Below are 18,526 nucleotides of genomic sequence, written 5' to 3'. Positions count from 1 at the left end.
TGTGTTATAAACACTTTTACGACTCACTGTTTGTTGCGATAACCTGCGGGGCAGCTTTCCCGGCCTGATATGTGCTGACCAGCCTTTCACAAATGATCATCTGACAATGGCCAGCAGTATGATAAAACTATCGTCATCCTCTGGTGTCACGAGCAGCACATGGCTAAATTTACCCTGAAACAGATTGCTGCCCAGTCGGGACTCAGTCTGGCGACCATCGACCGGGCCCTGCATCAGCGCGGCAACGTGCATGCCACGACCCAGCACCGAATCCAGCAGGCGATAGCGGACCTGGAACTGATGCAAAAAGCGGGACTCGCCAGGGGAAGAACGATCTATTTCGACGTCATCATGCATACACCTGACCGCTTTCAGCCACTGATACGTGAGGCGTTCAGCAGTCAGATTGCCAGTTTTACTGCCTTTAAACTTCAGCTTCGTTTCCACTTCGGCGCGAATTTGACTGCGGAGGCGATTAACGCGCTGCTGAATAAAAAAGCGTTGCATAGTCACGGCGTCATTCTTAAGGCAGCCTGTTCTGGTGAACTTCATCCCACCCTTGAATCACTGCTGAAACAACGCGTTCCGGTGGTCACCATGATGAGTGACCTGCCCGGCAGCGCGCGCCTGCGCTATATCGGCATGGATAATTTTGATGCCGGTAAAGTGGCGGCTTTTCTGATGTCAAAATGGCTGCGGGTGAGTCGTTCGCATATTGTGGCTGTGACCGGCAGTCACGATTTCATTGGCGAACACGAGAGAATTCAGGGGTTTCAGCGAGCAATGCAGGTGTTTGCGCCCCAGCATCAGGTGAGCGTGGTGGCAGGCGGTTATGGCATTGACGCCCGGATGCAGCAGTCTGTGACACAGTTTTTGCAGAGACATCCGGATGCAGATGCGGTCTACACAGTCGGTGGCGGTAATCCCGGCATACTGCGCGCTTTTGCCGAACAAAAGCGGACGGTTAACGCTTTTATTGGTCACGATCTCGATCGTGAGAATCGTGCACTGCTGCAGGCTGGTAAAATTGATGCATTAATCGGGCATAATTTACAGCTTGATGCGCTGCACGCCTTCAGAACGCTGCTGGCGTTTCATGGATTTTTGCCCGCCTCAGAACCGCCCGCGCCCTACTCTAAAATCAACATCATCACCCGTTACAACATGACAGCCTGAAAAACTGTCAGGCAATTAATGAGCCCGGCTCATAACCGTTTGCCGACTGAGCGGGCTAATCACGCTCCGGCTTGCCGGTTACACTGTGCATGACACGTTAACAACAGGAGTGAGTAATGAAAATTATCGCCAACGGATCGCTGCCTTCGCGTAAAGGACCTGCTGAATATTTTACCGGTACGGTTCGGATTGATGCACCATTCCAGGCAACCGAACCCGCCCGCGTGGGTGGCGCAACGGTGACTTTTGAACCGGGTGCCCGCACCGCATGGCATACCCATCCACTCGGGCAAACCCTGATCGTCACGCATGGCCAGGGCTGGATTCAGTGTGAGGGTGAAGCCATTCAGGTGATGAACACCGGTGATATCGTCTGGATCCCGGAAAACGTGAAGCACTGGCACGGTGCAACGCCGGATAACGCCATGACGCATATTGCTATCGCTGAGTCACTGAACGGCTCGCCGGTAGACTGGCTGGAGCAGGTCAGCGATCAGCAATATCAGCGCTAAATCAGACGTGCACTCTGTCGCTAAAGTCTGACGTGATCGATCAGCGCCCTCAGCTTAGGGGCCAGGTTTTTACGGCTGGGAAAATAGAGATAGAAGCCGGCAAAGGCAGGCAACCATGCGTCGAGCAGGGTCACCAGTTCGCCACGTGCGATGTAAGGCTGGAAGGTTTCTTCCATGCCAAAGCTGATGCCGCCCCCGGCGCAGGCGGTGCGGATCATCACCCCCATGTCGTTGGTGGTGAGTTGCGGATTGACGGCAACATCAAACTCGCGTCCCTGCTCTGCGAACTCCCAGCGATAAGGGGCCAGACCAGGCCCTTTTCGCCAGCCGATGCAGCGATGATTGACCAGATCCTGAGGATGTTGCGGCGTGCCTGCGCGAGCCAGATAGGCGGGTGACGCCACCGCCACCTGACGCTGCGCGGTGGATACCGGCACCGCAATCATATCCTGAGCAATCACCTCCCCCAGCCGCACGCCCGCGTCATAGCCCTGCCCGACAATATCAAACTCCTCATCGGTGACGGTGATTTCCAGCTCAACCTGCGGGTAAGCGGTAATAAAGCTCGCCAGCAGTTCTCCCCCCAGCATCCGCTCTGCAATCGAGGAGATCGCCAGCCGCAGCTGGCCCCGAGGTTCAGCAGCCAGTTCGGCAATATCGGTCACGGCGCGATTGAGCTGGTTGATCGCCGGCGCCACTTCGGCATAGAGCCGCTGTCCGGCTTCTGTCAGCTGAACCGATCGTGTGGTGCGCTGCATCAGCGTGATGTTAAGCCGGTCTTCCAGACGCCGCAGACTCTGGCTGATCGCCGGACGCGTAACACCCAATTGTTCTGCGGCCAGCCGGAAATTTCGCGTCTGCGCCACAATCACAAAAACTTCGAGAGCATTTTTATCGGCATTCATTGGTCAGATTGAGTTACCAGTGCGTAAAGCGTTCGGTGGATTATCTTTATAATCCAGTCGCCGTATGATCGCCAGTGACAACCTGACTGGAGAAACAAAATGACTCAGAAAGTGATTTTAATTACCGGCGCCTCAAGCGGCATCGGTGCAGGCATTGCACGTGAACTGGCGAAAACAGATGTCATTCTGCTGCTGGGTGCGCGGCGGGAAAGCCGCCTGGCCGCGCTGGCTGAAGAGCTGCAGTTCAATGGTGCAGAGGTGGCGATCAAAGCGCTTGATGTAACGCGCCGCGAAGAGATGACGCAGTTCGTTGAGTATGCGCTGGAGAGATGGGGCCGGGTGGATGTAATGATCAATAACGCCGGTATTATGCCCTTGTCACCGATGGCGTCGCTGCGGGTGGAAGAGTGGGAACAGATGATCGACGTAAACATCAAAGGGGTGCTGTATGGCATTGCGTCAGTGTTGCCGACCATGCTGGCCCACCAGCGCGGCCACATCATCAACGTCGCGTCGATAGGGGCGCTGGCCGTGTCGCCCACCGCAGCCGTCTACTGCGCCACTAAGTTTGCGGTGCGGGCGATTTCCGACGGATTACGGCAGGAGAATAGTCAGCTACGGGTGACCTGTGTCCATCCCGGTGTGGTGGAGAGCGAGCTGGCATCAACCATTACCGATCCGGCAGCCGTCGAGGCGATGCAGCACTATCGCGCTATCGCGTTGCAGCCGGACGCCATTGGTCGCGCCGTGTGCTATGCCATTGAACAGCCTGAAGAGGTAGATGTGAACGAAATCGTGGTGCGGCCAACCCGAACGCAGCAGTAAGCAACCCGCCCGATGCGCTGTGTGCATCGGGCGGGAGGTTTTACTCTCAGTAGAGGCTTCTGCGGGTACGCTGCACGGTGATAGCGATGGCCGTCAGTGCCACTAGCATCAGAAATATCCCCAGTCCAACCATGGCGTTAAAGCCATAGACTTTGAACAGCAGCAGACCGGCAATACAGCCGCTCAGGAATGAAAACACGGTAGTCAGATGGGTGTGCAGAACCTTCTGGAAAAAGCGACGATCGTCGGTTTCAAGATGCACGGCGTGGGACGTATGGGCAAAGATCCACGACCCCAGCGCAATACCCGCATCGGTCAGCGTGCCAGTAATGTGGGTCGATCTGACGCGGCCATTGGAGAGCTGCGTTGAGGTCGCATTATGAATCCCCATTAAAAAGCCCAGCATTAACAGCACTTCCCCGTTAAAGCTTGGCCGGTAGAACACGATCTCAAAGATTGATGCCGCCGTCAGTGCCGCCCCTTCCGCCAGAATGATCAGACAGAATATGGTGCGTAACTTATGTTTGATCCCCACTACCACCGCCAGCCGGGCAACGGTACAGCCCAGCACAAAGGCAATAATCAGTGCCATCAAAAACAGCATGGTATGGAGGTCGCTGGTGGTCACTTCCTGGGAGATTTGCGAGGTGTTACCCGTCATATGCGATGGAAAAAATCCAAACGCGCCCAGCGCCATGGCATTAAGGATGCCGGCGGTAGTGGCAAGCACCAGCGCCAGCAGTCGATCTTCGGTATGCGAACGAACTTTCTTCTTTTTTATCAGCACAGGCTTCCCCACCTCAGGTGAATGCAAAACGTTCTTATAAGGCTTCTAGCATACAACCTGATGGAAATTATTCCTGTCAGAACCAGATAACTCTGATGAAATAAGCCATTAATTTTGCTGATTTTTATAAAGCTGATTCAGTTTACTTTTAAAAGTGTCAACGACGCGAGGATTCACCAGCAGGTGATCACCAGAGAGGCTGATGGTGAACTCAGTCAACGATGAAGAGTTGCGCGCCTGTGGACGTAAAGGAGCGATGTGGTTCAGCATCGTCCGCCACCTGATAGCTGACGCCCGGTGTCAGCACGAAACGGCGACCATCTGCCAGTTCAGTGTGCAACTCACCCGCCATGCACAGCAAAATATGGCCCTTTGTGCACCAGTGATCGGCGACATAGCCTGGTGAATAGTCGACCATCCGCACCCGGATATCGTTAAACTTCACAGTTCGCCAGGTCGCCTGCCCCTGGTCGCCGGGATGAATCGTCTCTTCAATCTGATCCCACTGGGTCAGGCCAAACGGCAGATTTTCAATTTTCATGCGATTCCCTCAAGGCTAAGTGCAGGATAAACGTCAGGCCAGCGCCTGGGTAACAGCCTCTTCCGCGTGGATAAGCGTGGTATCAAACAGTGGCACGCTGGCATCCGTGGCATCCACCAGCAGTGTGATTTCGGTGCAACCCAGAATAATGGCCTCCGCCCCCTGCGCGACCAGCTGCTGCATGATCTCACCATAACGGCGACGCGACGCGGGATTGATCTCGCCCAGACAAAGCTCGTGGTAAATCACCTCATGCACAAAAATCCGATCCTCTCTATCCGGCGTGATCACCTCTAGACCAAACTGCTGCTGAAGTCGCCCGCGATAGAAATCCTGTTCCATGGTGAATCGCGTCGCCAGTAATCCGACCTTACGCACCCCTGCCTGCTGAATGCGCCGTCCGGTGGCGTCGGCAATATGCAGCAGCGGGATGCCCGTTGCGGCGCTGATTTGTGCTGCCACTTTATGCATGGTGTTAGTACAGAGTACGATGAACTGCGCGCCAGCCCGTTCCAGATTGCGTGCCGCTTCAGCCAGTATCTCTCCCGCCTGCTGCCACTCGCCCGCGGCCTGTAGTTGCTCAATGCGCTGAAAATCCACGCTATAGAGCACCAGCTCCGCCGAGTGCAGGCCGCCCAGCCGCTGCTTAACCTGCTGATTGAGAATGCGGTAATAGAGCGCGGTAGACTCCCACGACATACCGCCTAACAGACCAATCACTTTCACAATGCACTCCGGGTTCAGGGGTTTTATTCCAGCATGCCAGATCGACATTGATCGGCAACGGCTTTGTTCAGTTGATACTGTTCTGAGGTCTGAAGCGTCGGGCAATCACCATCAACAGCACCACGCCAGCGCTCATGATCAGCCAGGCCTGGGTCATTGACGTGCCGCTATCACGCACCCAGCCTGCCAGCAGCGGCATCAGAGCCGCAATCAGATATCCGCCTCCCTGCACGCGTGACAGCAGAATGCCCGCCTCTCTGGCACTGCGCGCATGATCCAGCGTGACGATCAGCGACAGCGGAAAGAGCGCACCGATGCCCGTACCCAGTAACAGTGAAGAGAGTATCGGCATCGTGCCCGGGTAAAAGACCAGACTCAGCAGCCCCAGCAGCAACAGGGCCAGCACACCGAGCAGCAGCGGACGGCGATCGGGAAAGCGATGTAACGTCGCCGAGACAATGAATCCTGCCACCACTTCGGTTAACGTCAGCGCGGCGAGCAGATAGCCACTGTGGCGAGCACTCCAGCCCAGTTGAATATAGAATGGCGGCAGCCAGGCCAGCACCAGCGTATAAGCACCCGTGCCAATGCCGAAAAAGAGCATCAGCAACAGGGTACGCCGCACAGGCAGCGTCGCTGCATCAGAGGCCACGCTCACCTGCGGCGATCGCCTGACTAAAGTCAGCCAGATCATCAGTGTGACCAGCGTTAACCCGCCGGAAAGCGCCAGCGCGGGTTGCAGGCCCAGCCATGAAAACAGCGGGTCAGCACCGGCAGCAGTCAGTGCCGCGCCCGCCATAATGCCCGTGCTGAACAGCGCCATCAGCGTCGCCGCGGCCTCAGCAAAGCGTTGCCGGATCAGAGCGGGCATCAGCGCCTGTATCACGCCAATCCCTGCGCCCCCCGCCAGCGCGGTGAGCAGCAGCTGAGAGGGAGTAAGCGTAACGCCGCGCCACAGGCAGGCGACCGTCAGACAGAGCAAACCGGCGGCGATTCCCTTTACCGGCCCGATGCGGGCGATCAGCCACGGGCCAGAGAGTGCGGCCAGGCCCATCATCGCCACCGGCAGCGTAGTCAGCAGACTGAACGTCGTTGCCGTCAGCCCGGCCTGCAGTTGCAACACCGGGAACAGCGGGCCGATAATCGCCAGCATAGGGCGCAGGTTCAGCCCGATAAGAAAAGCGATCACGGCAAACAGAATGGGGAACAACACCTTATTTTTCATCATCGACGCCTTAACAGAGGATTGACGATGACAGCACCGGGCTGCCACCATTTATCTTAACGTTAAGATAAATTCCCCCCGGTGTTAAGAGGCTGCGCACAACCCGACAACATAACCACAATATTTAAAGGTAATTTATGCATGACCATATTGATTTCGTTGTCAGTCAGTGGGACGACGCGATGCCCGATCTCGACGCCTCTTCAATGCGGATCTTCGGCAGGGTGCTGCGTCTGATGAAACATCTGGCGAAAGCGCGCAGTCAGGCACTGGAGCCTTTTGGTTTTCAGGAGGGGGAATTTGATGTGCTGGCGACATTGCGACGGGCGGGATCGCCTTTTCGCCTGTCGCCCACCCAGCTCTACCAGGCGCTGCTGGTGACTTCCGGTGCGATGACAAATCGTCTGAACCGGCTGGAGCAGCAGCATCTGATTGAGCGTATTGCCGCGCCAGAGGATAAGCGCAGCATGCTGGTCGGGCTGACGCCGCACGGGCAGCAGCAGATTGAGCATGCACTCCGCGTCCATACCGCTACGCAGGAGGCGGTGCTGGCCCCGCTTGGCGCTTCAGATCGTGCCGAACTGGAAAGGTTGCTGAAAACGCTGCTGCTGGCGTGTCCAGGCGAAGCGACAGCCGCAGAATAGCGCCGTCAGCGCTGCAGTTCGGCCACCGTCATGGTGAAGATAACCGGCAGGTGATCGGCGCTGGCATAGGCATGCGGCATATCGGTTCGGGCTACGGCTGCACAGCCCTGCTGCACCACCAGGGTCTGCTCACCCACCGTTAAGGCGAGCGTGCCCTGCTCGACATGCAACAGTTCGAGTGTGCCTGAGGAGTGACCGGCAGAACGGAAAGCTTCGCCCGCAAACATCTGCCAGCGCCAGAGCTCGATCATATCCGGCCCACGGGTTCCCGCCAGCAGCTGCGCATAACCGCCCTGCTCGCCCTGCCACAGCCGGGGCATTTCGCTGTTCTCAATCAGCCAGGCGTCAGGCGCATGCGCAACGTTGACGATATCTGCCACCGAGACGCCCAGTGCGGCAGCCACTTTACAGAGAATGGCAATGCTGGGATTGGCGGCACCCTTTTCGATCTCCACCAGCATGCCTTTACTGACGCCAGCCCGGCGCGATAACTCATCCAGCGAGAGTTTCTGACTTTTACGCCAGCTTTTGATGCTGTCCGAAACAGCCTGATTGACACTGGCGACATCGGCACCCGCATCGGTCGTTATATTGACTTTTTTGGTCATCGGTCATTACTATGAAATAAATTAGTCACTGAGAGAGTATCCGATGTTATCCGTTCACCCGTCAATCGATCCCGCTGTTTTCTCGCTCGCTCCCGGCTTTCGTGCCATGAGTATTGTGGTGGAAGCCACACCGATTACCCGACCAGACGTTGCCAGCGATGCACTGAAGAGCGCATGCCAGCAGGTGTTAAGTGATGATGCGGCGTGGGCAGACGCGCATCTCGCCGCCTGGGCTGAGGTGTTTAAAGCCTTTGGTGCCAAAGCGAAACGTAAACCCTGTTCGGCAGAAGCATTGCGTAAGCGTGTGCTGCGGGATGGCGCATTGCCTGCCATCGATCCGGTTGTCGATCTCTATAACGCCATCAGCATTCGTTATGCGCTGCCGGTCGGAGGTGAAAATATCGAGGCCTATGCTGGCGAGCCACGCCTGGTGATAGCTGACGGCAGTGAACGTTTCGATACCGTTAAAGAGGGCGAGGTGGTTTATGAGTCGCCAGAACCAGGCGAAGTGATCTGGCGCGACGATCAGGGCGTAACCTGTCGCCGCTGGAACTGGCGTCAGGGTGTAAGAACCCGACTGGATGCCAGCGCGCAGCAGATGTGGTTCATTCTGGAAAGTCTGCCCGCTATGCCGCTTTCCGCGCTGCAACAGGCCAGCGACGATCTGGTTTCGGGATTACAGCAGATGATGCCGGGTGCGCAAATCAGTACAACGCTGATTGAAGCGCCAGCAAACTGAACATTGCCTCAACAGCGGCTGAACAAGGTAAACGGTTAGCGGAAACTGTGGCAGGATACGCGCCCTGCGTCTGGCCATACCCGGCTGACTTAACTGCACTCAACCGGTGACTAAAATGGCTAAAGCAAAATATATCCTGCCCCTGCTGCTGATCCTCGCCCTGGCCGCCTGGTGGTTTATCCCACACGACAGTGAGGAAGATAAGGCGTATTACGTCGCAGTGTTGTGCGCGATTGATCATGATAGTAAGCAGCCCCTCGACCGGCAGATGCAGAACGTCATTGAAGGCGGCAACTCTGATTATGCGCTGCAAAAAATCACTTATAAACCGGGGCTGGGCAGCAGCGTGATTGCTCGCTGGCAGCAACTGACACCTGATGAGCAACAGCGCGCCGTGCAGGATAACCTCGCCTGCCAGCAATTGCTGAAACGCTGATTTCTGACGGGCGTGTTCATATCGTTATTCATATGATTTCGCGCTGGTCATCATTATGGCCGCGCCCGTCCTGGCTTATCCCTACACATCTGAAATTAAAGTGTTTTTTGTCTACGACTAACAGGTAAGCGGGCTTATGAATCCCTGATAACCTGATGCCGGAAGAATATGGGCTGATGGCTGAGAATCCGGAAATCTCAAAAATTGAGTGAAACTAAAACGGGGATGCTGACAGTGGCACTTACGTCCATAAGCTTTCATTATGAAAAAGCCCGCATTAGCGGGCTCTGAGCATCATTTCAATATGTTGTATCTGTAGAGCAAATTTCCGAAATCCTGTTTCATGCTAACGAAAAGAAGAATCTGGATAGTATTGTCCACGAAATCGTACAGAACACGATACTCTCCTTCAACATCAAGACGTTCGCGTAACAAAAGCCCGCGCTCTGAAAGATAAGCATTGTAGCGATACCTTTCAGGATCCTGACTGATATTGTCGACTGAATCCATGAGTAGATTATCGACAAATGCAGCCGCTTGCTGCGCCCCAACTGTTCCGCTCTTATAGGACTCAATGTCCTTGAGACACTGTTCAGCCAGAGGCGCGATTACCAGCTGATATTGTTCTGACACTCAAAGCCTCTCTATTATTTTCTTGCGGCACGTAACCTTCCCAGAACGTCTTCAGGGGTCATGCCTTTGCCATCAGCGACTTCCTTTTTAGCTTGCAAGGCCAGCTTGAAAAGGGCGTTTATGTTTCTTTCCTGCTCGATCTCTCTAATCTCAGCCTGACGCTCAGCAGCAGTCTGGATGAAGAGTTCAGAGACGCCGTTTTTTGTTACGTATACTCCACCTTCGAAGGCGGCAGCATTTCCGAGACTGTCTCTGGCAAGCTTCTGGGACATGGTTTGATTTGAGTTCATACATGATTTCCGATTAGACAGGACGGGTAAAATCAAAGGGATTGCCGGTAGAGCCATCCAGATTTCATCGTTGATTAAAAAATTTCACAGACCGTAAGATTAGAACTGCCCCTCTCTTTTCCGAGGGTCATAGGATGAATATAACCTACGAGTGAAATCGTGTACATATTTATCCACCCTATCCACGTTACTGAATCTGGATGGCAAGGCATCGTCCTGATAGGTTTAAAATCAGAAGGTAGTCATGCTATTCAATGTATTGTATATAGCACGCAACACAGGACCGGCGTTGATGTCTGAAATCGACTGAAATCGACTGAAATCGTCAAAAGATCGCCTTAACCACCAGCAATCACCTCTTCTGCCTATTGCCGATTTGTTAACACAACCCGCTATCGACTCTCAGCCTGCTTTAATGCCAGTAGCCTGTATGGTATGAAATCACTTAAAAGAGGAAAATATGACGATGCCAGAACGCAAAAATTATCCGCAACTGGGCGAAGTAAAAGCGCCTTATGTCCACGCAGTGAAACATGGCGTGACGCTGTATGTCTCTGGGCTGACCGCTTTCGGTACGGCGGCTCAGCAGGGAGATATGGCTGAACAGGCAGAGGCTATTTTTGATCAACTCAGGGCGGTTGCCGCAGCTGAGCATACGTCGCTCGCAGCGCTGCTGAAGGTCACGATATTCATCACCTCTTTCACAGAGATCACCGCGCTGCGGGAAGTGCTTTATCGCAACTACGGCGAGCATCTGCCCGCCAGCTCACTGGTACAGGTCAGCGGACTTTTCTCCACTGACCTGCGCATAGAGATTGAAGCCATTTTTGCCCTGTGAGTAGAAAGCAGCGACATTCCCGATGCTAGAGCTGCAGATCCGCGGCGGCTGCGCCCCGCGCCAGATAACCGATGCGATAGACTTCCTGCTCGCCAGCGGGGCGCTGGTGTGAAGCGTTAACGTCTACTCCCTGCCAGCGGCTCACATCCCAGGCGCTGATCCCTGTTGTTACCGGCAGTGTCGTAAGGTCTGAATGCGGTGGAATCGTCCAGCGGTTCAGCGTTATAAAGCGGGCATCGGCCAGATCCGGCATGTGGGTCTGCCCCTCAAGCGCCAGCCAGCTTTCGATGATCGGCCAGCCAAAATCCCTGACCAGCGTCGCAAAGCCAGGACTTTGCAGGAAACGCTGCATACCACTCGCCTCCCGCCAGAAATAGAGCGGCGCATAACGGTTTTCATTCTGTCCGTCATCATCACGGCAGGTGTAGAGATACGCCTTGGCCACCAGCCCTGGAAAGCCATCAAGCAGGGCTCCGTTCAGACTGATGCGCTGTTCGATGATGCCTATGTCGTAGTCAGCGGGCAGGGTAAAACGGTAGTGCATGATAATCATAACGCCTCCTGTGCCAGCATCCGGCCGCCGCTAAAGCTCCACTCTTCGGTGCTGTTAAACTGAATGATGATCATCACGTCGTCAGGATCGATCGCCATCTCCGCCTGAAGCGTCGTACAGAGTGAATGATAAAACTGCTGCTTCTGTTGTCGGGTTCGCGGTCGGCCTGCTGTCACCTGAAACAGCACGAAATTATCGCTACGCCCGCCGCTGAGATAGTGACGATCAAATACCCGCTGTCCGGCGGGCAGCATCTCAATCACCTGAAAGCAATCATGCTCAGGAACGTCAAATTCTGCGACCAGCGCCTGCTGAAGCAGCGTGGAGATCTGATGCAGAGCCGCCTCGCTGTAGCCCTGACGCAGGGTAATTCGGGTATAGGGCATCAGTGATTATCCTCCAGATAACCCAGCGCGGTGACGGCGGCGGGCCAGCCTGCGTAAAACGCCAGATGGGTGAAGCTCTCCACCAGCTCATCCTGCGTCAGTCCATTTTGCCGGGCGAAATCGATGTGCCACGGCAGCTGCTGGACCCGCCCCAGCGCGGTTAACGTTGCCAGCGTCAGCAGGCTGCGTTCACGCGGTGACAGCAGTTCGCGCTGCCAGATATCGCCAAACAGCACCTGCTGTGTCAGTTCGGCTAGTTTTGGCGCGCGCTGCGCCAGTGTTTCCCGATCAAGCGATTTTTTCATTGCACACTCCTCAGTGGTGAGACAGAGTGTCACTCAGGCCTTCAATCCTGAAAATCAAATTAATCAGCTCTTACCATCCATAATTACAGGACAATAATGAACAAGGTACCGGAGTCCCTCGATATGGATGCGCTGCGCAGTTTCGTCGCGGGCATTGATGCCGGCAGCTTTGCCCTGGCGGCACAGCATCTGTGCCGGTCTGCCTCGGCCGTGAGTGCGCAGCTTAAGAAACTTGAGCAGCAATGCGGCACGGCGCTGGTGATGAAAAAAGGGCGTCATGTGCAGCTGACCCGCAGCGGTGAACAGCTGATGAGTTACGCCAGACGCCTGCTGTCGCTGAACGATGAGACATTGCGGGCAGTGAAAGGCGAAGCGTTACAGGGCGAAATACGCATCGGGATGCAGGAGGATTTTGGCGAGGCATTGATGCCGGCCATTCTCGGCGCGTTCAACCGGCAGCATCCGGATGTGATGCTGACCGCACGCGTCGACAGAAATCTGCCACTGCTTACGGCACTGGCCCGTCATGAACTGGACCTGGCGCTGCTGTGGCAGGCAGAGCAGCAGGCTGGCACGCAGTTGATCGGTCAGTGTCCGTTAGCCTGGATACAGCATCCGGCGTTTGATCTGGCGGGATATCTGCAGTGCGGCGAGCCGCTGCCGCTGGTGGCATTCGATGCGCCGTGTGTCATGCGATCGCGCGCCATCGAGGTGCTGGATAAGGCAGGTATTCCGTGGCGGGTAGTGTTCACCAGCCACAGTCTTAGCGGGATCTGGGCGGCATTACAGGCCGGGCTGGGCATCACCCTGCGCACCCGCGCAGGGTTGCCGGAGACGCTGGTGATTGAATCACACCGGCTGCCAATGCCCGGCTATCTGGGTATCGCGCTCGCCCGCTCAGATCAGGGTGACGATCCGGCGCGAGCACTCTTGCAGCATCTGATCACGCAAGCCGCCCTGCCCTTTATTCAGCGCTGACTACTGTCTGAAATGCCCGCTGAACCAGAGACGAACAGTATTCTGCTGAGATGTCGCGGTCGCCGAACAGAATATGAAACATCACCGGCGCCACGACCACATCGATGATGCGATCAACGTCAAAGCCTGATTCGCCGCGTGCCTCGGCCCGACTTTTCAGTGTTTCAAGATGCTGATAGGTAAACCCACAGCATTTCTGGCTCGCCACTTCAGCCTGACTTCCTATCACATCAGCCAGAAGCTCACGACCGACTTTGGACGACATCTCTTCAGCATACTGCTGGATGAACGCGGTAAGATCGCCGGCCGTCGATCCGGTATCTTCCGGTTCTGCAATGGGCCGCATCCGTGCCACGGCCACATCCGCCAGCAACTGGGACAGATCGCCCCAGCGCCGATAGATCGTGGAAGGTGTCACACCCGCCTGTTCGGCGATCATCGGCACTGTAATAGCTGAACGATCAAGCGTTTCAAGCAAGCGGTTAACGGTGTTATGCACTTCCGCCTGAATACGTGCGCTGCGCCCACCCTGCCGAATCATCTCCCTCGCCATCTCTTTCTCCCGCTTTTATCAGCCTCAAGGTCATGGTTAAAGCAACGAAGTTGCATTAACAGATAGCGGCAGTGTACCGCATCTCAGGCTGAGCAGGCGCTAATGTGTGCTATCGGAGGATTGAGAATCAAGGCTGCAGCTTACTCAGGACAGATTTAACCGGCTCGGCGGTGAGATGTGACGAATGGTTATCTGATGCGCCTATCCATAAAAGACTGACTGCCATGACTGCTGAAATAAAAATTGTACGAATATCCATAAAGCCTCCCCCTGATTAAGGTGGCTAAAGTAATCCACACAGCGGAGTATTAATCGCGGGATAAGAGAGGGTTTAAAGGGACTTTGCGCGAAAAGGTGGCGCAGATTTCGCCACGCCTGAATCACAAACGGGAAAGATCAAACTTATTCGGTAACGATGTTGCCAGCCGCAAGCCAGTCACGTCGTGTCAGGGTGTACATCAGGCTGGGAGGCAACCCCTCAGGATCGTCGACCTTTTTCAAAAAGGTCAGGCCCGCTTTTTCTAGTACCCGCCGCGAAGCCAGATGGTTTTCGCGCGTCACACCCGTAATGATGCTCAGCCCGGCCTCTTCGAATCCGTAGCGAATGGCTCTGCGGGAAAGCTCGGTGGCATACCCTTTTCCCCAGGCAGCTGGCTCAAACCGGTAACCGAGATTATTCGTCTGACGACCGTCAAACTGGCTTCTGAAAACACCGCCAAAACCAATAATTTTATCCGGATGGGCTTTCTCAAATATCGTCCAGTCGCCAAAACCCTGTTCCTGATAGCTCTGTAATATGCGCTCTATGGCCTGAATGGCATACGTTCTGTCGGGCCATGGACCTCGCGGGTTAAATTTATGCGTTTCGGGGTCGCCATAAATTCTGAAAAGGTCGTCAAGATCCTCGCGAAGAGTATATCTGTAGAGCAGCCGCTCTGATTCCCAAACCATCCTGCGCTCCTTTTGGGTGCTGAATAAGCAATCTTTACTCTTTATATCAGCAAGTTCTGCTGTCACCAACTCTGTTAATACTCTTAACGAACGGCGGCTAATTTCAGTGCACAAGGCGCGGTTTTCGTGCTCATCTGAATGCAGAATATGGATCTCTCATCAGAGGCTGTCACTACGTTGTGTTGTGCTTCTGATTTTGGTAAAGGGTGGGAAGAGGTTGCCGCCCCAGGTAATAAGCTGTTTTCGCGGCGGGAAGACGGATTCACCTGGGGCGATTGCCATAAAGGGTGGCGCACGGGTTCTGAATACGCTGCATGGGTGTTAAAGTGCTGCTTAAACTGGCGCGTCGGGTCTGTGTAGTCTCACCTTCAGCGTTATGAGGATCTGAATAGTGAAAGGAAAGTGCAAAAATGTCTGAACAGAGCAGCATTATCACTGAACTTACCGAACTTGAAGGTCTTTACGGCACGGTCGCCCGGCCCTCTGTCGCTAAAGAAACCGATCATATTCATCCCGCCTATCGTCCGTTTATCGCCGCCTCGCCTTTTGTGGCGCTGGCAACGTCGGGGCCTGAGGGACTGGATGTTTCACCGCGCGGCGATCCGGCCGGATTTATCGAAATCGAAGATGACAAGACCCTGTTATTACCCGACAGACGCGGCAATAACCGCATCGACAGCCTGCGCAACATTCTGCATGACAATCGGGTAGCGCTGCTTTTTCTCATCCCTGGCATTGGCGAGACGTTGCGCGTGAACGGCACGGCAGCGATCAGCACCGACCCGGCGCTACTTGAGCGCTTTGCCATCAACAATCAGCTGCCAAAAACCGTATTGCGCATCACTGTGGAGAGCGTTTTCTTTCAGTGCAGCCGGGCGATTATTCGCTCCGGATTATGGGATGCCGAAACGCAGATCTCACGGCAGTCGCTGCCCAGCACCGGTTCGATCCTCAAACAGATTGCAGAGATTGATGGCGATGCCTACGACAAAGCGCTGCCTGAGCGATTGAAGAACTCACTTTATTAATCGCCGTTCAGGGCCTGGAGGCTTAACTTCCTCCAGCGTGCTGATGAGTGAAGTACTTATACTTTCGGAGCGGAGATCACAGTGCGCCTGCAGTCACGCCTCTAAGCGCAAACTGCGATAGCGTTACGCAAAGCTCTCCAGTATCTGCTTTGCATGCAGGTAGTCGTAAGAGGTCACTTCAATTTTATTATTACTGAGATCGCTGAAATAGACGGACATCGACACGTCGTGGTCACTGACGCTGAAAGGGATTTTATTCTTACGGAGTACAGGCATAAGTTCGTTGAAAAATGATGCTGCCACCCCGAAAGCCACCGTATGGCCTGGTGGCTGAGATTTTCGCAGGAAAAGAGAGAGTGATGCCCTGTTATTTCTTATGACCAGCGGCCCACCCTGTTCAAACCAGAAGTACAGGGAAGGGTCGCGTTCAAAGCCCAGGATCTCGTTGTACCACTTTTCTGCCTGTTCAATATTTTCAACGTAGAGATGGATATGATCGATCTCAGCTATCTTCATCATCTGGCTCCCTGATTGTTATTAACAGTGAGACTCGCCGAAATATTATTGATAAACAACCCGCAAAGCACATAACAACACGTATCAGGAAACGGACAGAGAAGAGCGCAGGAAAGCGGCCCGGAGAGACAAAGCGCAGGCGAAGGGAGAGCGGATGTGAGTTAGCATAAACGGGCCCCATTTGGGGTTGTAACGCTTGCATCAGGTCACACGATTACAATATGGGCCAGCCCTTTATGCTTTCCAGGAATTTATAATTATTAAGTTTTAACTTTCAGCCAGTGTTGATTTACCGCGGGTCGATAAGGTCTACGACCAAAGACAATATTTCATCCATAACATGTGGCTCAACTGTGGCGGCATAGCTTGCCCTGCGCGCAGTCAGGTCAAGCGAGCGCACCTGATAGCACAGCGCCACGCCGGTCACTTTGCCGGTATCTGTGCTGTTACCGTCCAGATAAACAGTCACGCCCTGTGAGCGTGATGCGCCGCCGCCGCTTGTTACCGGCACGCAAACTGCCGTTCCCAAAGCCGCAACCAACTCCCGTTGCGAGATAACAAGGTAATAATGCGGCCCTTTAAACTCTCGCCCTTCAACCGGATCGCCATTAACGTGCCAGATTTCGCCTTTCTGCGGCACTCTCCTTGAAACCATCAGATATGCTCCCTGCCCTGCGGCGCGTCGTTCAGCCCGTCGGCGGCCTCTTCGTTATACTGTTGAATTTCATGCTGATCGATACCGGCGAGCAACTGAGCAACTGTGCGGCGACCGCGTGGTACACGCGTTACCGGCACAATATTCACGGATTCGCCTTCTGCGGTGACGTCCAGCTCAATGCCAACGGTCCAGCCCGCTCTGGCAGCAATCTCGCTGGGGATAGTCAGCACGACCGCCCCGCCCTGCTGACGAAGTCTTGTTGAAGCCATATCTCCTCCAATGTGTGACTTAGTAACACAAAGCTTACCACAGGGTGACACTAAGTCACACAGCAAAATAGGTTAAAGCAAAGATATTGCATTAAGGCACAGATAGCCGTATACCTTATTAAAAGCTAATACTTTGCATTAAGGTAATTTCATGAACCCCACATTGACGCCTCAGGCTGCTGCCCGCACCACGCTTTTCAGTTTTACCGGTGCGGCGCTGATCTCCGCCACCAGCAGTGCGCCAACGCCGCTCTACCCACTTTATCGCAGCCTGTTCCATTTGACGCCGACCATGCTGACGCTGATCTTTGGTGCCTATGCTTTCGCGTTGCTGGCCGCGCTGCTGACGGTCGGTAAAGTGTCCGACTATACCGGCCGCCGCCCGCTGATGCTGCTGGCGCTGGCGATCAATGCGGTCGCGCTGGTGATCTTTATGTCTGCCGGTTCTGCGGCGACCTTAATCGCCGCCCGGCTGGTGCAGGGCTTTGCAACCGGTATTGCCTTACCGACCTTTGGTGCCAGCCTGATTGACGCCAGTAAAACCCGTGGGCCACTGCTGAACTCATTCACCGCCTTTCTGGGGATGACGCTGGGCACGCTGGCGGGCGGCATACTGGTCACCTTTGCGCCCTTTCCCACGGTGACGCTTTACGCGCTGCTGCTGATACTGATGCTGGTTGCCATGGCGCTGTTGCCGCTAATACCAGAAACCATTGCGCCTCAGCCGGGTGTTCTGGCCGCACTGCGACCTCAGGTCAGCATACCGCGACGCGCGCTGGGCCCGCTGTTAATGGTGACGCCGGTTAATATCGCAACCTGGATGCTGGGCGGATTTTACCTTTCACTGATGCCCTCAATGGTGGCGAACGCAACCGGCCTGACCTCGCCTTTTATCGGCGGCTCGATTGTGGCGACGCTGATGCTGAGCGCAACGGCAGCAGTATTTCTCTTTCGCCCGTTACCGCCTGCGCGGGCATTGGTTATCGGTACGCTGATGCTGATAGCGGGCGTCAGCGTCACTCTTGCGGGCCTTTCTCTGCACAGCGTGGCTTGGCTCTATCTCGGCACTGCCATTGCGGGTCAGGGATTTGGATCGATTTTCTCCAGCGTGCTGAAGATCATTATGCAGTTAGCTGAAAGTCATGAACGCGCCGGACTGTTCTCCGCCTTTTTGATCAAAAGCTATCTCGCCTTTGCCCTGCCTGCGATTGCCGCCGGAATGGCAGCGCCCCATATCGGGCTGAACCAGACCGCCTGGTTCTATGGCATGACTATCATCGTGCTGGCACTGGTGTCGCTGCTGGCGATCAGAGGTCGCGCTTTAGCCGGAGCGGCCAGTTAATAAATCCGCCCGACGCGGCCAGATATCTGCCGCGTCATCCACAAACGGCAATTTTCACTTACACTCAACGGATTAATTTCAGGCGCAGTTGCTGCGTGATAC

The 18,526-nt window shown here is 54.9% G+C and carries 27 protein-coding genes; 10 read left to right on the top strand and 17 right to left on the bottom strand.

Annotated features, from left to right (window positions below; translation table 11 throughout):
* Nucleotides 1–159: 159 nt before the first annotated feature.
* Both ACX8ZY_RS19685 and ACX8ZY_RS19680 read left to right on the top strand, forming a co-directional pair.
* Complete coding sequence (locus ACX8ZY_RS19685; protein ID WP_459261309.1) at nucleotides 160–1,176, top strand: substrate-binding domain-containing protein; 1,017 nt, start codon at nucleotides 160–162, stop codon at nucleotides 1,174–1,176.
* A gap of 116 nt (nucleotides 1,177–1,292) precedes the next feature.
* The gene (locus tag ACX8ZY_RS19680) at nucleotides 1,293–1,688 is read left to right on the top strand and encodes a (R)-mandelonitrile lyase (RefSeq protein WP_010246880.1); all 396 of its coding nucleotides are present in this window, start codon (nucleotides 1,293–1,295) and stop codon (nucleotides 1,686–1,688) included.
* A 20-nt stretch (nucleotides 1,689–1,708) separates the two neighbouring features.
* On the opposite strand, the gene ACX8ZY_RS19675 is transcribed toward ACX8ZY_RS19680, so the two are convergent.
* Nucleotides 1,709–2,593, bottom strand: a complete 885-nt coding sequence (locus tag ACX8ZY_RS19675; RefSeq protein ID WP_045139983.1) for a LysR family transcriptional regulator — start codon at nucleotides 2,591–2,593, stop codon at nucleotides 1,709–1,711.
* Nucleotides 2,594–2,692: 99 nt separating this feature from the next.
* Here ACX8ZY_RS19675 and ACX8ZY_RS19670 point away from each other — a divergent pair, with 99 nt between their 5' ends.
* On the top strand, nucleotides 2,693–3,418 hold the full coding sequence (locus ACX8ZY_RS19670) for an SDR family oxidoreductase (RefSeq protein ID WP_163641150.1): 726 nt from the start codon (nucleotides 2,693–2,695) through the stop codon (nucleotides 3,416–3,418).
* Nucleotides 3,419–3,464: 46 nt separating this feature from the next.
* On the opposite strand, the gene ACX8ZY_RS19665 is transcribed toward ACX8ZY_RS19670, so the two are convergent.
* From ACX8ZY_RS19665 to ACX8ZY_RS19650, 4 genes are all read right to left on the bottom strand, one after another.
* A complete protein-coding gene (locus tag ACX8ZY_RS19665; protein WP_010670564.1) occupies nucleotides 3,465–4,205 on the bottom strand; it encodes a YoaK family protein in 741 nt (246 codons plus the stop codon).
* Nucleotides 4,206–4,416: 211 nt separating this feature from the next.
* On the bottom strand, nucleotides 4,417–4,746 hold the full coding sequence (locus tag ACX8ZY_RS19660) for a DHCW motif cupin fold protein (protein WP_010670565.1): 330 nt from the start codon (nucleotides 4,744–4,746) through the stop codon (nucleotides 4,417–4,419).
* 33 nt (nucleotides 4,747–4,779) lie between these two features.
* Nucleotides 4,780–5,472: an aspartate/glutamate racemase family protein gene (locus ACX8ZY_RS19655; RefSeq protein ID WP_033760791.1), complete on the bottom strand. Its 693-nt coding sequence runs from the start codon at nucleotides 5,470–5,472 to the stop codon at nucleotides 4,780–4,782.
* Between the two features lie 67 nt (nucleotides 5,473–5,539).
* On the bottom strand, nucleotides 5,540–6,697 hold the full coding sequence (locus ACX8ZY_RS19650) for an MFS transporter (RefSeq protein ID WP_421665524.1): 1,158 nt from the start codon (nucleotides 6,695–6,697) through the stop codon (nucleotides 5,540–5,542).
* Nucleotides 6,698–6,834: 137 nt separating this feature from the next.
* Here ACX8ZY_RS19650 and ACX8ZY_RS19645 point away from each other — a divergent pair, with 137 nt between their 5' ends.
* Nucleotides 6,835–7,341: a MarR family winged helix-turn-helix transcriptional regulator gene (locus tag ACX8ZY_RS19645; RefSeq protein ID WP_421665458.1), complete on the top strand. Its 507-nt coding sequence runs from the start codon at nucleotides 6,835–6,837 to the stop codon at nucleotides 7,339–7,341.
* A 5-nt stretch (nucleotides 7,342–7,346) separates the two neighbouring features.
* On the opposite strand, the gene ACX8ZY_RS19640 is transcribed toward ACX8ZY_RS19645, so the two are convergent.
* Nucleotides 7,347–7,949: a helix-turn-helix transcriptional regulator gene (locus tag ACX8ZY_RS19640; protein ID WP_033768765.1), complete on the bottom strand. Its 603-nt coding sequence runs from the start codon at nucleotides 7,947–7,949 to the stop codon at nucleotides 7,347–7,349.
* 43 nt (nucleotides 7,950–7,992) lie between these two features.
* On the opposite strand from ACX8ZY_RS19640, the gene ACX8ZY_RS19635 reads away from it, so the two are divergent.
* Both ACX8ZY_RS19635 and ACX8ZY_RS19630 read left to right on the top strand, forming a co-directional pair.
* The gene (locus ACX8ZY_RS19635; protein WP_421665457.1) at nucleotides 7,993–8,688 is read left to right on the top strand and encodes a B3/B4 domain-containing protein; all 696 of its coding nucleotides are present in this window, start codon (nucleotides 7,993–7,995) and stop codon (nucleotides 8,686–8,688) included.
* Between the two features lie 115 nt (nucleotides 8,689–8,803).
* On the top strand, nucleotides 8,804–9,124 hold the full coding sequence (locus tag ACX8ZY_RS19630) for a hypothetical protein (protein WP_192073034.1): 321 nt from the start codon (nucleotides 8,804–8,806) through the stop codon (nucleotides 9,122–9,124).
* 294 nt (nucleotides 9,125–9,418) lie between these two features.
* Here the strand turns inward: ACX8ZY_RS19630 and ACX8ZY_RS19625 are convergent, their stop codons facing one another.
* Both ACX8ZY_RS19625 and ACX8ZY_RS19620 read right to left on the bottom strand, forming a co-directional pair.
* Nucleotides 9,419–9,757, bottom strand: a complete 339-nt coding sequence (locus tag ACX8ZY_RS19625) for a type II toxin-antitoxin system RelE/ParE family toxin (RefSeq protein ID WP_010246865.1) — start codon at nucleotides 9,755–9,757, stop codon at nucleotides 9,419–9,421.
* Between the two features lie 14 nt (nucleotides 9,758–9,771).
* Complete coding sequence (locus ACX8ZY_RS19620) at nucleotides 9,772–10,047, bottom strand: hypothetical protein (protein ID WP_010246864.1); 276 nt, start codon at nucleotides 10,045–10,047, stop codon at nucleotides 9,772–9,774.
* Between the two features lie 460 nt (nucleotides 10,048–10,507).
* On the opposite strand from ACX8ZY_RS19620, the gene ACX8ZY_RS19615 reads away from it, so the two are divergent.
* Nucleotides 10,508–10,885 (top strand): RidA family protein, encoded by a 378-nt coding sequence (locus tag ACX8ZY_RS19615; protein ID WP_033768761.1) that lies wholly within the window; start codon nucleotides 10,508–10,510, stop codon nucleotides 10,883–10,885.
* Between the two features lie 25 nt (nucleotides 10,886–10,910).
* Here the strand turns inward: ACX8ZY_RS19615 and ACX8ZY_RS19610 are convergent, their stop codons facing one another.
* Genes ACX8ZY_RS19610 through ACX8ZY_RS19600 form a run of 3 tightly spaced genes read right to left on the bottom strand, consistent with a single transcriptional unit; the run spans nucleotide 10,911 to nucleotide 12,129 of the window.
* Entirely contained in the window at nucleotides 10,911–11,438 is a 528-nt protein-coding gene (locus tag ACX8ZY_RS19610) for a DUF4865 family protein (RefSeq protein ID WP_421665456.1), read from the bottom strand.
* Nucleotides 11,435–11,824, bottom strand: a complete 390-nt coding sequence (locus tag ACX8ZY_RS19605; RefSeq protein ID WP_187496423.1) for a tautomerase family protein — start codon at nucleotides 11,822–11,824, stop codon at nucleotides 11,435–11,437. The genes ACX8ZY_RS19610 and ACX8ZY_RS19605 overlap by 4 nt, the downstream gene beginning before the upstream one ends.
* Nucleotides 11,824–12,129 (bottom strand): carboxymuconolactone decarboxylase family protein, encoded by a 306-nt coding sequence (locus ACX8ZY_RS19600; RefSeq protein ID WP_010246860.1) that lies wholly within the window; start codon nucleotides 12,127–12,129, stop codon nucleotides 11,824–11,826. The genes ACX8ZY_RS19605 and ACX8ZY_RS19600 overlap by 1 nt, the downstream gene beginning before the upstream one ends.
* 96 nt (nucleotides 12,130–12,225) lie before the next feature.
* Here ACX8ZY_RS19600 and ACX8ZY_RS19595 point away from each other — a divergent pair, with 96 nt between their 5' ends.
* The gene (locus tag ACX8ZY_RS19595; RefSeq protein WP_421665455.1) at nucleotides 12,226–13,107 is read left to right on the top strand and encodes a LysR substrate-binding domain-containing protein; all 882 of its coding nucleotides are present in this window, start codon (nucleotides 12,226–12,228) and stop codon (nucleotides 13,105–13,107) included.
* On the opposite strand, the gene ACX8ZY_RS19590 is transcribed toward ACX8ZY_RS19595, so the two are convergent.
* The 3 genes from ACX8ZY_RS19590 to ACX8ZY_RS19580 all read right to left on the bottom strand — a co-directional run bounded on the left by ACX8ZY_RS19590 (nucleotide 13,094) and on the right by ACX8ZY_RS19580 (nucleotide 14,611).
* A complete protein-coding gene (locus ACX8ZY_RS19590; RefSeq protein WP_346546105.1) occupies nucleotides 13,094–13,660 on the bottom strand; it encodes a TetR/AcrR family transcriptional regulator in 567 nt (188 codons plus the stop codon). The genes ACX8ZY_RS19595 and ACX8ZY_RS19590 overlap by 14 nt on opposite strands.
* Before the next feature lie 127 nt (nucleotides 13,661–13,787).
* Nucleotides 13,788–13,919 (bottom strand): hypothetical protein, encoded by a 132-nt coding sequence (locus ACX8ZY_RS19585; RefSeq protein WP_421665454.1) that lies wholly within the window; start codon nucleotides 13,917–13,919, stop codon nucleotides 13,788–13,790.
* Nucleotides 13,920–14,062: 143 nt separating this feature from the next.
* On the bottom strand, nucleotides 14,063–14,611 hold the full coding sequence (locus ACX8ZY_RS19580) for a GNAT family N-acetyltransferase (protein ID WP_010670580.1): 549 nt from the start codon (nucleotides 14,609–14,611) through the stop codon (nucleotides 14,063–14,065).
* 410 nt (nucleotides 14,612–15,021) lie between these two features.
* On the opposite strand from ACX8ZY_RS19580, the gene ACX8ZY_RS19575 reads away from it, so the two are divergent.
* A complete protein-coding gene (locus tag ACX8ZY_RS19575) occupies nucleotides 15,022–15,639 on the top strand; it encodes a pyridoxamine 5'-phosphate oxidase family protein (RefSeq protein WP_010246855.1) in 618 nt (205 codons plus the stop codon).
* A gap of 123 nt (nucleotides 15,640–15,762) precedes the next feature.
* On the opposite strand, the gene ACX8ZY_RS19570 is transcribed toward ACX8ZY_RS19575, so the two are convergent.
* The 3 genes from ACX8ZY_RS19570 to ACX8ZY_RS19560 all read right to left on the bottom strand — a co-directional run bounded on the left by ACX8ZY_RS19570 (nucleotide 15,763) and on the right by ACX8ZY_RS19560 (nucleotide 17,082).
* Nucleotides 15,763–16,155, bottom strand: coding sequence for a VOC family protein (locus tag ACX8ZY_RS19570; protein ID WP_010246853.1), 393 nt, complete (start codon nucleotides 16,153–16,155; stop codon nucleotides 15,763–15,765).
* A gap of 289 nt (nucleotides 16,156–16,444) precedes the next feature.
* On the bottom strand, nucleotides 16,445–16,810 hold the full coding sequence (locus tag ACX8ZY_RS19565) for a type II toxin-antitoxin system PemK/MazF family toxin (protein WP_029519587.1): 366 nt from the start codon (nucleotides 16,808–16,810) through the stop codon (nucleotides 16,445–16,447).
* On the bottom strand, nucleotides 16,810–17,082 hold the full coding sequence (locus ACX8ZY_RS19560) for an AbrB/MazE/SpoVT family DNA-binding domain-containing protein (RefSeq protein ID WP_010246849.1): 273 nt from the start codon (nucleotides 17,080–17,082) through the stop codon (nucleotides 16,810–16,812). The genes ACX8ZY_RS19565 and ACX8ZY_RS19560 overlap by 1 nt, the downstream gene beginning before the upstream one ends.
* A 151-nt stretch (nucleotides 17,083–17,233) precedes the next feature.
* Here ACX8ZY_RS19560 and ACX8ZY_RS19555 point away from each other — a divergent pair, with 151 nt between their 5' ends.
* Complete coding sequence (locus ACX8ZY_RS19555) at nucleotides 17,234–18,424, top strand: MFS transporter (RefSeq protein ID WP_033773608.1); 1,191 nt, start codon at nucleotides 17,234–17,236, stop codon at nucleotides 18,422–18,424.
* Nucleotides 18,425–18,526: the final 102 nt, after the last annotated feature.

The organism is Pantoea sp. XAF26B01_ASV70, from assembly GCF_054512635.1.
Note: the sequence above shows the minus strand (reverse complement) of the source record. Positions and strands in the feature narration are given on the sequence as shown.